The sequence below is a fragment of the Clostridium aestuarii genome, from assembly GCF_026735135.1.
Lineage (GTDB): Bacteria > Bacillota > Clostridia > Clostridiales > Clostridiaceae > Clostridium_H > Clostridium_H aestuarii.
The window spans coordinates 381,494-394,940 of sequence record NZ_JAPQER010000002.1 but is presented as its reverse complement, the minus strand read 5'-3'; the positions used below and the strand labels follow the sequence as shown (position 1 = coordinate 394,940).

General features: G+C 28.1%; 11 protein-coding genes. 3 read left to right on the top strand and 8 right to left on the bottom strand.

Annotation, left to right across the window (positions count from 1 at the left end; translation table 11 throughout):
- Positions 1-164 precede the first annotated feature (164 nt).
- Together purB and OW763_RS06065 are read left to right on the top strand one after the other, a co-directional pair.
- A complete protein-coding gene (gene purB / locus OW763_RS06070; RefSeq protein ID WP_268040186.1) occupies positions 165-1,598 on the top strand; it encodes an adenylosuccinate lyase in 1,434 nt (477 codons plus the stop codon).
- A gap of 135 nt (positions 1,599-1,733) precedes the next feature.
- Complete coding sequence (locus OW763_RS06065) at positions 1,734-2,720, top strand: tyrosine recombinase XerC (RefSeq protein ID WP_268040185.1); 987 nt, start codon at positions 1,734-1,736, stop codon at positions 2,718-2,720.
- A gap of 49 nt (positions 2,721-2,769) precedes the next feature.
- Here OW763_RS06065 and OW763_RS06060 read toward each other — a convergent pair whose 3' ends face one another.
- Positions 2,770-3,162: a hypothetical protein gene (locus OW763_RS06060; protein ID WP_268040184.1), complete on the bottom strand. Its 393-nt coding sequence runs from the start codon at positions 3,160-3,162 to the stop codon at positions 2,770-2,772.
- Positions 3,163-3,317: 155 nt separating this feature from the next.
- Here OW763_RS06060 and lexA point away from each other — a divergent pair, with 155 nt between their 5' ends.
- Complete coding sequence (gene lexA, locus OW763_RS06055; RefSeq protein ID WP_268040183.1) at positions 3,318-3,926, top strand: transcriptional repressor LexA; 609 nt, start codon at positions 3,318-3,320, stop codon at positions 3,924-3,926.
- A 41-nt stretch (positions 3,927-3,967) separates the two neighbouring features.
- Here the strand turns inward: lexA and OW763_RS06050 are convergent, their stop codons facing one another.
- The 7 genes from OW763_RS06050 to trhA all read right to left on the bottom strand — a co-directional run bounded on the left by OW763_RS06050 (position 3,968) and on the right by trhA (position 13,435).
- Positions 3,968-5,251: a methionine gamma-lyase family protein gene (locus OW763_RS06050; protein ID WP_268040182.1), complete on the bottom strand. Its 1,284-nt coding sequence runs from the start codon at positions 5,249-5,251 to the stop codon at positions 3,968-3,970.
- 94 nt (positions 5,252-5,345) lie between these two features.
- Positions 5,346-5,582: an RNA chaperone Hfq gene (hfq, locus tag OW763_RS06045; protein WP_268040181.1), complete on the bottom strand. Its 237-nt coding sequence runs from the start codon at positions 5,580-5,582 to the stop codon at positions 5,346-5,348.
- Positions 5,583-5,660: 78 nt separating this feature from the next.
- Positions 5,661-6,599, bottom strand: a complete 939-nt coding sequence (gene miaA, locus OW763_RS06040) for a tRNA (adenosine(37)-N6)-dimethylallyltransferase MiaA (protein WP_268040180.1) — start codon at positions 6,597-6,599, stop codon at positions 5,661-5,663.
- A 39-nt stretch (positions 6,600-6,638) separates the two neighbouring features.
- Positions 6,639-8,555, bottom strand: a complete 1,917-nt coding sequence (gene mutL / locus OW763_RS06035; RefSeq protein ID WP_268040179.1) for a DNA mismatch repair endonuclease MutL — start codon at positions 8,553-8,555, stop codon at positions 6,639-6,641.
- A 29-nt stretch (positions 8,556-8,584) separates the two neighbouring features.
- On the bottom strand, positions 8,585-11,230 hold the full coding sequence (gene mutS / locus OW763_RS06030) for a DNA mismatch repair protein MutS (RefSeq protein WP_268040178.1): 2,646 nt from the start codon (positions 11,228-11,230) through the stop codon (positions 8,585-8,587).
- Between the two features lie 51 nt (positions 11,231-11,281).
- Positions 11,282-12,601: a tRNA (N6-isopentenyl adenosine(37)-C2)-methylthiotransferase MiaB gene (gene miaB, locus OW763_RS06025; protein WP_268040177.1), complete on the bottom strand. Its 1,320-nt coding sequence runs from the start codon at positions 12,599-12,601 to the stop codon at positions 11,282-11,284.
- Between the two features lie 183 nt (positions 12,602-12,784).
- Positions 12,785-13,435 carry a PAQR family membrane homeostasis protein TrhA gene (gene trhA / locus OW763_RS06020; RefSeq protein ID WP_268040176.1) on the bottom strand — a complete coding sequence of 217 codons (651 nt, stop codon included), beginning with the start codon at positions 13,433-13,435 and terminating at the stop codon, positions 12,785-12,787.
- Positions 13,436-13,447: the final 12 nt, after the last annotated feature.

Genomic DNA, 13,447 nt, shown 5'->3' with positions numbered 1-13,447 from the left:
AAATTAATATTTCTCAGTAGAGTATATTAAACTATATAAAAAAATAGAACGCATTTTTTTAGTTATTTTTACGAACAAATATTTTACTTTACCTGATAATATATGGTATAATATGAATGAATAAATTTAAAAACACAAAAACATATGTGTATGGAGGGTTTAACATGTTAAGAAATACTTACCAAACACCTTTAACAAATAGATATGCATCTTCTGAAATGTCTTATTTATTTTCAGAAGAAATGAAATATAAAACATGGAGAAAACTTTGGACTGCTTTAGCAGAAAGCGAAAGAGAATTGGGATTAGATATTTCAGAAGAGCAAATTAATGAACTTAAAGCAAATATAGAGAATATAAATTATGAAATCGCAGAAAAAAAAGAAAAAGAAATAAGACACGATGTTATGAGTCATGTGTATGCATATGGAATTCAATGTCCTAATGCTAAGGGGATTATCCATTTAGGTGCTACAAGTTGTTTTGTAGGTGATAATACAGATCTCATAATTATGAAGGATGCTCTTCTAATTATAAAAAAGAAACTAATAAATACAATAAATAATTTATCTGAATTTGCAAAGCAATATAAAGAAATTCCTACATTGGGTTTTACTCATTTACAACCTGCGCAATTAACTACCGTAGGGAAAAGAGCAACTTTATGGATTCAAGATTTATTACTTGATTTAGAGAATTTAGATTATGTAATTGAAAATCTAAAATTAAGAGGTGTAAAGGGAACCACAGGTACTCAAGCTAGTTTTATGAAGTTATTTGATAATGATGATAAATTAGTTAAAAATCTCGACGTTCTTGTAGCAAATAAATTAGGATTCGCAAAAACTTATGCTGTTACTGGTCAAACATATCCTAGAAAAGTCGATTCCATTATTTTAAATACACTTTCAGAAATTTCTCAAAGTGCTTATAAATTTAGTAATGACTTGAGAATTTTGCAAAGTATTAAGGAAATAGAAGAACCTTTCGAAAAGAAACAAGTTGGTTCCTCAGCTATGGCATATAAAAGAAACCCTATGCGTTCTGAAAGAATTAGTGCATTAAGCAGGTTCGTAATTGTCACTTCTTTAAACCCTGCAATAACTGCTGGAACACAATGGTTTGAAAGGACGTTGGATGATTCGGCTAACAAACGATTATCTATCTCCGAAGCATTCTTAGCTTTAGATGGAGTATTAAATTTATATATAAATATATCAAGCAATATGGTAGTGTACAAAAAAGTTATAGCATCTCATGTTGAAAGAGAACTTCCTTTTATGGCAACTGAGAATATTTTAATGGAAGCAGTAAAAAGAGGCGGAGATAGACAAGAACTTCATGAAAAAATAAGAACTCTTTCTATGGAAGCTGCTAAAAGAGTTAAAGAAGATGGGTTAGATAATGACCTTATAGAAAGAATAATAAAAGATGGGTCTTTCTATATGACTAAAGAAGAAATATTATCTATAATAGATCCAAATAAATTTATTGGAAGAGCTAATAGTCAAGTTGATGATTTTATTAATGAATATGTAAAACCTGTACTTGAAAAAAATAAAAATATTTTAGGATTAGATGTATCTATAAATGTATAATAGTAAAAAGCTGATAATTAATATAGTAATTGTAAGATTAGTTTAAGGAAAAACATTTCATAATAAAATATCCCAAACCTAACTTCGCTAAATACATATTTAGCGAAGTTAGACTTGGAAAACAAGGAGGGTGTCATGAATTATACACTAAATACTGTTTTTGACCCATTATGCCCAGTACATCTAAATGAATTTCTAAATTATTTAGGAACAATTAAAGGTACATCTCAGAATACCATAGATGGTTATAAACTGGATTTATCCATGTTTTTTAGATTTTTAAAATTATACAAGGGATATGTAGAAATTGATATTGAATTTTCCCAAATACCTATAGATGATATAGATAAAAAATTTTTAAGGGATATCAACCTTTCAGATTTGTATGCATTTATATCTTTTGCTGAGAATTATAGAAGCAATGGTAATTATGCACGCGCTAGAAAAGTAGCATCACTCAAATCTTTTTTTAAATATTTACATAACAAAGCAAAGATATTAGATAAAAATCCAACTATTGAATTAGAAACCCCAAAAATAAATAAAAGAAATCCAGTATACTTAACCTTAGAGGAAAGCAAAGCACTACTATCGTCTATCGATGGTCCAAACAAAGAAAGAGATTATTGTATAATAACACTATTCTTAAATTGTGGCTTACGTCTTTCAGAGCTATGTAGTATAAATATTTCTAAAGTCAAAGAAGATACTTTAACTATAATAGGTAAAGGAAATAAAGAAAGAACTGTATATTTAAACAACGCATGCTTAAAAGCTATTAAGAATTATCTTGCTGTAAGAAATAAAAGAATAGATAAATTAGCCATATCAGATAAAGACGCTTTATTTATAAGCAAAAAAAATAAAAGAATAAATAAAAGAACTGTTGAATTATTAGTAAAAAAACACATAAAAAAATCAGGGTTAGATAGTCAAAAATATACTCCACATAAATTAAGACATACAGCAGCTACATTAATGTACAAATATGGAAATGTAGATATTAGAAGTCTTCAAAAAATATTAGGTCACGAAAATGTATCCACCACACAAATTTACACTCATGTTGATGATGAAATTTTAAGACAAGCTGTACAATTGAATCCTTTAAATGAAGAATAAAAAACGCTCCTCAGCAGTGTTAATTAGCTTAATGAGGAACGTTTTAAAATCATTTTGTATTGTTTCTTTTTAGCAATAACAATCCTGGAAAAGCTTCATTCATTATTTTTTTAACGTTTTCTTGATCTTTGAGCAATTCATCTAGACCATCTACATCTTGAATGTACTCTACTTTTACATTTGCATCTTCAATACTGGAATCTGATGTTGTATAATCTTCTAAATCAACTTTTTCTTTATGTATTTCTTCATTGTCTATATTTTCACCGTTTTCTTCTTCATCCATTATTTCTGCAATTTTAATAGCACGAACATCATATCCTTCTAATTCTAAACATTTTCCGCAATTATTACATATTTTTTTTGGATCTAAATCACATTTATTACATTCTCCACAGTTATCACATATTTTATTAGCTTGTATTATACAAAATTTTGACATTTTTATTTCCCCTTTTATCAAATTACTAACAAAGTATATTGTACTAATGTATTATAACAAAAGAATTAAAATTAATCAAATTGGATAAGAACATTAGTTTGATGTTCTTGGAAATATATGATATAATGCATACTATAGAATAAGGAGTGTTGAAAATGGGTGCAAGAGCTAGTGATAAACAGACAGAAGTATATGAATATATAAAACAATATATAAGAGAAAAAGGTTATCCACCATCAGTTAGAGATATATGCAAAGGAGTAGGTTTAAGTTCCACTTCTACTGTTCATGGTCACCTTTCACGATTGGAAAAAAAAGGAATGATAAAACGCGATTCCACTAAACCTAGAACTATAGAAGTACTAAAAGACCCTCCTATTAAAAAAGAAATGATAAGTGTTCCTATAGTTGGTAAAGTTACTGCTGGACAGCCAATTTTAGCTGTAGAAAACATAGAAGATTCTTTCCCTATTCCTTTAGATTTTATGCCAAGCAATAAAGACTTATTTATATTAAAAGTTTCTGGTGAAAGCATGATTGAGGCAGGAATTATGGATGGTGATTTAGCTATAATAGAAAAAAGTAATTATTGTGAAAATGGTGAAATAATAGTTGCTTTAATCGATACCGAAGCCACAATAAAAAGATTTTTTAAAGAAAAGGATCATATAAGGTTACAACCTGAAAACAAATCTATGGAACCTATAATAGTTGATGATTGCAAGGTTATAGGTAAATTAATTGGATTATTTAGAAAATATTAAAGGATGAGCTTATAAAATGAAGCTCATCCTCTTTTTACAACTTATTTTAATATTCTACTTAAAGCAACCAAAATTCCAATTTTAGCATGATCAAAAGTAAGTCCACCTTGTAAATACGCAATATATGGATCTCTTATTGGTGCGTCAGCAGATAGTTCAATTGATGCACCCTGAACAAAAGCACCCGCTGCCATTATTACTTTATCATCATATCCTGGCATAGCCCAGGGTTCACATTGTACAAAAGAATCTACTGGTGAACCAATCTGTATTCCCTTACAAAATTCAATTAACTTTTCTTTGTCATTAAATTTGATAGCTTGAATTATATCGCTTCTTTTTTCATTATATTTAGGAAGTACTTCAAATCCAGAAAGTTCCATAATTCTCGCACAAAAAATAGCGCCCTTTAAAGCTTCCATAGATACATGAGGTGCAAAAAATAATCCTTGATACATTGAACGCATCACTCCAAAAGTAGCACCACATTCTCCTCCTATTCCAGGAATAGTTAATCTATATGAAGCCTGTTCAACATAATCTTTTTTACCAGCAATATAACCACCTGCAGGAGCTATTCCCCCACCTATATTTTTTATTAATGAACCTGCTACTAAATCTGCTCCAACATCTGTTGGTTCAACCTTATCTATAAATTCACCGTAACAATTATCAACAAAACAAACTATATGTTCTCTAACATTCTTAACACATTTTATTATATCCTCAATATCAGATATAAACAAAGCTCTTCTCCACCCATATCCAGTAGATCTTTGTATATGTACTAATTTTATTGTTTCATCTTTTTCTAATGTTTCTTTTATTTTTTTTAAATCAGGCTTACCATCTTGTGTAAATTCTATTTGTTTATAATTCACACCAAATTCTTTAAGAGAACCTATGTGTTCTTCTTTATTTATGCCAATTACACCATGAAGCGTATCATAAGGTTCTCCACATACAGATAACATTGTATCACCTGGTCTTAAAACTCCAAATAAAGCTGCACCTAACGCGTGAGTACCATTTACAAAATGTGGTCTTACTAATGCACTTTCAGCATTAAAAATTCTAGCATATACTTTATCTAAAGAATCTCTACCTATATCCCCATAACCATAACCGCTAGAATTTGTAAAATGTGATTCACTTATTCTTTCTTCTTGCATTGCATTTAAAACTTTTAACTGATTAAATTCCCTTATTTCATCTAAGAATTCAAATTGATTTTTGACATCATTCAAAGCTTTTTCATACAAATCTAAAACTTTATCATTTATTCCATATTTATAAATTAATTGTTCTCTCATTTCTTTAATCATGTGCATAAACCTCCAAAATATAGGAAAATAAATTTCTAAGAACCACTAAATATCTTAACATATAAAAAAAAAATAGGCAACTAATTGCCTATTTTTAGTTATTATTTTCTCCTGTAAATAAAATCGGTTTTACAGGCATTATTGTAGAAACGGCATGCTTATATATCATCATTTGTTTTCCATCATTATCAAGAATAACTGTAAAACTATCGAATCCTTTTACATTCCCTTTAATTTGAAAACCATTTGTTAAATATATAGTTACAGGTATCTTATTTTTTCTCGCATTATTTAAAAATAAATCTTGTAAATTATTTAATGTTTTATTCATGCTTAATTCCCCTCCACTCTTTTATAATATTATTCTATAAAAACAAATAAAATCCTCTATTTATTTTAAACAATTAAGCTATCCATTTAACGTATTGACCTTATTAAAAATCATATTTATAATTTCATCATCATTTTTATATTTATCTTTATCTATCCATATTACTCGTTTATCTTTTCTAAACCATGTAAGCTGACGTTTAGCATAATTTCTGCTTCCTTTTTTTATCATTTCTACAGCTTCATCAAGTGTGATTTTTCCATCAAGGTAATAAAGTATTTCTTTATATCCTATTCCTTTCATAGATTGCATATCAGAAGTACAGCCCATTTCTTTTAACTTTATAACTTCGTTTATCAATCCATTTTCCATCATTATATCTACTCTTTTATTAATTCTTTCATATAATTTAGCTCTATCAATATTAAGAACGAAATAATAAACGTTATAAGGGATATTATAAATATCTTGCTCAGCATTATACTCACTAATTGTTTTTCCTGTAAGTTTATATACTTCTAATGCTCTAATAACCCTTTTTAAATCATTAGGATATAATTTTTCAAATGATTCTTGATCTATATCACGAAGTAATCCATGAATATATTCTCTTCCATTTTCCACAGCTAAACTTTTCAAATATTCTCTATATGAGTCATCTTTGTGACTATTAGCATAATCATAATTAAATATTAATGAATCAATATAAAATCCTGTTCCACCAACTATCATTGGTAATTTATTTTTAGTACAAATTTTATCAATAGCTTTAGTTGCTTCATTTTTAAAATCTACAACACTAAATTCTTGATGGGGATCGACAAAATCTATAACATAATGAGAAATCCCCTGTTTTTCATCTTCTCTAATTTTAGCAGAACCGATATCCATATGTTTGTATATCTGCATTGAATCTGCAGATATTATTTCACCATTTAGCTTTTGAGCTAATTTTATAGAAATCTCCGTTTTCCCAACAGCTGTAGGTCCGGCAAGAATAAATAAGTTTTTCTTCATCTATATCCTCCTTAAACGTCTATTATAATTATAATGATATTATTGAATTCTTTTAAATTTTTTTTCAATATCCTTTAAAGACATTTTTATTATCGTAGGTCTTCCATGTGGACAATTAAAAGGTTCATCAAGATATCTTAATTGCTCAATTAAAGTCAACATTTCCTCAATAGATAAAGAATGATTCGCTTTAATAGCAGCTTTACAAGAAAGCGATGCAATTGTATTATATTTAACCTCAGTAGTTTTGCCAGTACCCATATTTTTTATATTATCTAAAATCTCAAGGAAAAACTTCTTTGCATCTGCTTTCCCTAAAAGTATAGGCACTTCACGTATACTTATTGTGTCTTCACCAAAGTCTTCAATATTAAATCCAGTTTCTTTAAACAATTCTGCATGCTCTGCATAATAAGAATAATCATCAGAACTCAACTCCAAAACAACAGGAGTAATTAAAATTTGTGAAACCACTTCACTATTCTCTATTTCACTTTTATATTTCTCAAACAATACTTTTTCATGTGCTGCATGCTGATCTATCATATAAAATTCATTTGATGATTGCGCTAAAATATATGTATTGTTAAATTGACCAATTATATTAAGCATAGAAAATTTAGCTGTCTTTTGCTCTTCACTTTTGTTGGGAAAATTTGAAGATTTCTCTTCAGCAATAATATCAAAAGCAGGCTGTTTATCTTGATTTATATTATTTTCTTGCAAATTTTCTTCTGGTTTTTGTTTTGTAAATTCATGTACATTTTTTACATCATTAACGTAGTCAACATCTTTTTTAAATTCTAAATTACTATTTAAATTTTTTATACTACCTTTCAAATCAATAGGTATTTGAACAGAATTTAACTGTGAACCTTTCAAATCTGAAATGTTATTTTCTGTTGATACTTTTTTTTCTTCAAAGTTATATTCAATACTCTCAGTATCTATATCAAAAGTATCTCTAACACTTTCACCTATAGCTTTATGTACAGCATCAAAAACTAATTTATAGATAATTCTTTCGTCTTCAAATTTTATTTCAGATTTTGTAGGATGAACATTTACATCAATAAATTCAGGGTATATTTCTAAAAATAAGACAAAAAAAGGATGTTTATTAACTGTTAAAAAAGATTTGAATGCATTTTCTACAGCTGCTGTAATAAGAGGACTCTTAATATATCTTTTATTAACAAATATACTTTGATTATTTCTACTTCCTCTACTTATTTCAGCATTCCCGATATAGCCATATGCAGAAGCAATATCTCCATGCTTTTCAAAACTCATTATGTTTTCAAATACATTTTTACCGTATACAGATCGTATAGTATCTTTTACATCATTTGATTCAAAAGTTGAAAGTGATCTTTTATTATTACTGTAATATGTAAAAGAGATGTTATGGTTGGCTAATGCGAGTCTATTAACTATACTCGAAATCAAACTTGATTCTCTTTGAGTTGATTTTAAAAATTTTTTTCTCGCAGGTACGTTAAAAAATACATCGTTCACTTCAATAGTTGTACCTATATTACAACCAACATCTTTAATATATTCAATCTTTCCACCAGATATAAGAATTTCCTTACCAAATTCTATATCAGTTGTTCTACTTTTTAAACTTATATTAGAAACAGCCGCAATACTCGGTAAGGCTTCTCCTCTAAAACCAAAAGTTCTTATTGAATAAATATCATCTATACGAGATATTTTACTAGTTCCATGAGGCATAAATGCTTTTTCTATATCATCAGGATGTATTCCTTCACCATCATCAGTTATTTTAATTTTAGTTTTTCCACCTTCAACAATTTCTATAGTAATATTTTTAGCATTAGCATCTATGCTATTCTCTATTAATTCTTTAACAATAGAAGAAGGTCTTTCAACAACTTCTCCTGCTGCTATTTTATTAGAAGTTTCATTATTTAACAGATTAATTCTTTTCAATTTATCACCTTCTATAAAGCTTATAAAGTTTATAATGTTTTAACCCTCTTAATTATATCATATAATTTATTAAATCCCTCCATAGGCGTCATATTAAGTATATCTATTGAAGCAATATCATCAATTAATTTTTCTTTACCAATATCCTCAAAACCTATTTGCTTGATTTCGTTATTTTCTTTTTTTTGTTTATCTAATATAGATACAGCTGTTTCTTTAACGTATTCACCTTTTAGTTCATTATGATTAGTACTATTTTTTACTTGAATATTTTCATTTTCTAAATTGTTTAGTATTTCTCTAGCTCTATCTATAACTTCATTAGGAATTCCTGCAAGCTTTGCAACCTCAATACCGTAAGATTCATCAGCTCCTCCTTCAATTATCTTCCTTAGAAAAATTATATCATCTTCAACTTTTTTTACAGCTATTGAATAGTTTTTAACTCCTTTTATCTTACCTTCTAAAGAAGTTAATTCATGATAGTGAGTTGCAAATAAAGTTTTGCATCTAAGATCATTGTTATTGCATAGATACTCTATCACAGCCCATGCAATACTCAATCCATCATAGGTGCTAGTTCCTCTTCCAACTTCATCTAGTATAATAAGGCTTTTGTTAGTTGCATTATTTAAAATGTTTGATACTTCCCACATTTCAACCATAAAAGTACTTTTGCCACGCGCCAAATCATCAGATGCTCCAATTCTAGTGAAAATCTTATCACAAATAACTATAGAGGCTTTTTTTGCTGGAACAAAACTTCCTATTTGAGCTAAAATATTTATTAAAGCAACTTGTCTCATATAAGTAGACTTACCTGCCATATTAGGTCCTGTAATAAGTAATAATTGTTTATCAGTATTATCCATAATAGTATCATTTGCAACAAAACTATTTCTAGTAATCATTTTTTCAACAACCGGATGCCTACCTTCTTCAATATAAAGTTCACCTATTACATTAATTTCAGGCTTACAGTAATTATTTTCAAGAGCTACAATTGCAAGAGAACTCAAACAATCTATTTCAGATATTAATTTTGCACTCTTTTTCATTCTATCAATATGTTTTTCAATATTCTCTCTTATCTGAACAAATAACTCATATTCAATATCAATTAACTTTTCTTGTGCTCCCAAAATTTTTTCTTCTACTTCTTTTAACTCAGGAGTAACATATCTTTCACAATTTGCTAAAGTTTGCTTTCTAATATATCTATCTTGTGGAACTGAACTCAAATTAGATTTAGTTATTTCAATATAATATCCAAATATTCTATTGTATTTTACTTTTAAAGACTTTATTCCCGTTGCTTCTCTTTCTTCATTTTCAAGAGAAGCAATCCATTCTTTACCATGTGCTTTTGCAGTTCTTAGTTCATCAACTTCTTTACTGAATCCTTCCTTTATTATTCCACCTTCTTTTACTGATAGAGCAGGATTATCCAATATTGATTTATTCAACAAAATATATATATCGTCAAGACAATCTAATTTAGAACATATATTCTTTAAAAGCTCGCTATTAAAGGACTCAAGAATAGTTTTTATCTTGGGTAGTTTTTCTATAGATTTCTTTAATGACAATAATTCCTTAGCATTAACACTTTTGGTGGAAATCTTTCCAACAAGTCTTTCTATATCATAGATATCTCTTAGTTGTTCCTTTAAATCATCATATAAAGGAAGATTAGACATTATTTCTTCAACAGACTCTAAACGATTAACAATTTTTTCTTTTTGTATCAAAGGTTGTTCTACCCATTTACGAAGCATACGTGCGCCCATTGCAGTACTAGTCTTATCTATAACCCATAACAATGAACCTTTTTTAGATTTTTCGCTTAAAGTTTCAGTTAATTCTAGGTTTCTTCTTGAATTAATATCTATACTTAAATAATCAACCGTATCATAATATTCAATTGTATCAATATGTGTAAGTATTGTTTTTTGAGTATCTATAATATAATTTAGAAGTCCATTACACCCCTTAATTAACACGTCATTAAATTTATTAATATCAAAATTAGGAAACTGATTTTTTAAATTTTCAATCCCTTTTTTAGAAAAAAAGATGTTTGGTCGTTTAGTAAATGACATTTGAAATCTTTCTTTTATTGCATCTATTATTTTAATATCAATATCATTTTCAATAATTATTTCACTAGGAATGAACTTAGATATTTCATCAAGAACACACGAAATATTATATTTTGTATATGTGCACTTAAATTCTCCAGTAGAAATATCAGCAAAACTCATTGCTGCTTTTTCGTCTTCTATGTATAAACTCATTATGTAGTTATTTTTTGTATCTTCCAAAAAAGCTGTATCAGAACAAGTACCTGGGGTAATTATTTTTATTACATCTCTTTTTACAATTCCTTTTGCTTTAGAAGGATCCTCTAATTGTTCACAAATTGCAACTTTATATCCTTTATTAACTAATCTATTTATATACGAACTTGCAGAATGATAAGGTATTCCACACATAGGAGCTCTTTTATCCAATCCACATTCTCTACCTGTTAAAACTAATTCTAACTCTCTTGCTGCAGTCTCAGCATCTTCAAAAAACATTTCATAGAAATCGCCTAACCTGAAAAACAAAATGCAATCGTTATTTCTCTCTTTAACTTCTAAATATTGTATCATCATAGGAGTTAACCCCATTACTATTCCTCCTTATTCTTAATAGTATAAAAAGCTCTATAAAAGAGCTTTTTATACTATTTTCCCTGTTAATGAAAATGATTGAGCTTTAGTTATTTTAACATCAACTATTTTACCAATATTGTCAAAGTCTCCTTCAAAATTCACTAGCTTATTAGTTCTAGTTCTACCCATAAGTTTAGTTTCATCATTTTTACTTGGCCCTTCAACTAAAACTTCAACAACTTTTCCGTCATACTCTTTATTCTTTCTTGCAACGATTTCATTAACAACTGCTACTAATCTATTAAATCTTTTATGCTTAACATCTTCTGCAACCTGCTCTTTATGTTCAGCTGCTGGTGTTCCAGTTCTTATAGAATACAAAAATGTAAATGCTGAATCATATTCAACTTTTTTTACTAAATCTAATGTTTCTTCAAAATCTTCTTCTGTTTCTCCTGGAAAACCTACAATAATATCTGTCGTAATAGTTACATTCGGAATAGCTTCTTTTACTCTTCTAACAATATCTAAATAATGTTCTTTATCATAAACTCTATTCATTTTTTTTAATACTTTACTTGAACCAGATTGAACAGGAAGATGTACATGTTCACATATTTTATCACATGATGCTATTGTATCAATTAATTCTTGAGATAAATCTTTAGGATGAGAAGTCATAAATCTTATTCTTTCTACGCCCTCGATTTCATTTACTTTTCTTAAAAGTCCCGCAAAATTAATTTCTTCATCTAAGCCTTTTCCATAAGAATTAACATTTTGACCAAGCAAAGTAATTTCTTTATATCCCTTAGATACTAATTCCTTGATTTCATTTATTATATTTTCAGATTTTCTACTTCGCTCTCTTCCTCTTACATAGGGAACTATACAATATGAACAAAAATTATTACATCCATACATAATAGTAACAAACCCTTTTATGTCACTTTTCCTATCGATTGGTAAATCTTCAACTATTTTTCCTTCTTTATCCCAAATCTCAATTATTGAATTTCCACCTTTTTTTACCCTTTCAATATACTCAGGAAGTTTATATGAGTTATAACTTCCAGTAATAATATCTACCTGTGGATATTTTTTAATTATCTTTTCAGCCATGCCCTCTTGTTGAACCATACATCCACATACAACTATTATCAATTCAGGTTTTTCCCTTTTTAAAGCTTTTAATGCACCTAAATTTCCATAAACTTTTTGTTCTGCATTTTCTCGGACACAACAAGTATTAAAAATAATTACATCAGCTTCATCTTTTTTATCAGTTACTGAGTATCCTATTCCTTTTAATAATCCAGATATTTTTTCTGAATCTTCTTCATTCATTTGACAGCCATAAGTTTGTAAATAAAAATGTTTATTCAATTCCCAAAACCTCCATTTATAAGTACATTTATAAGTATATTTTCTTAATTATTATACAACACAATATTATAGCATAACTAGAGTATATATTCATAGAAACATTTATTTTTCAATTACAATTTAAAAATAAAAGCAGCTTTAAAAGCTGCTTAAATATATTTTTATATGATTATCAATATTTTATTATAAAACATATTTAAAAATCATAAGGTAATGACAAAAGCTTCCACCAAGCACAAACAAATGAAATATTTCATGAAATCCAAACATTTCAGATTTTATTCTTGGCCATTTCACAGCATATATAACCGCTCCTAGAGTATATAGTATTCCACCAAGTAATAACCACATAAGTCCGTTAATACTAATTGTCTTTGAAAGTGGATAAATTAAAAATACTGCTAACCATCCCATTAATACATAAAAAAATGTTGAAAGCTTTCTTGGACAGTTAAACCAAACCATTTTAAATGATACTCCAATTATCGCTAATGACCATATAGTTAAAAAAGCCACCCACCTTAATGTTCCTTCTAAAGCAATGAGACATATAGGCGTATATGTTCCTGCTATTAGCACATAAATCATAGAGTGATCTAGTTTCCTTAACACACTAATAACTTTATCCGAAGATTTTACTAAGTGATAAACAGAACTTGCTGTATAAAGAAATATAAGACTTAATCCAAATATAATAACCGCTATTAACCCTAATTTTGATGAATTAGGTATTGCGCACTCATAACGTATAATTAATATCATACCAACCAAAGAAATTATGGCTCCAAATAAATGAGTTAATCCACTTACGGGTTCTCTAAATATGTTTTTCATGTATACTCACTC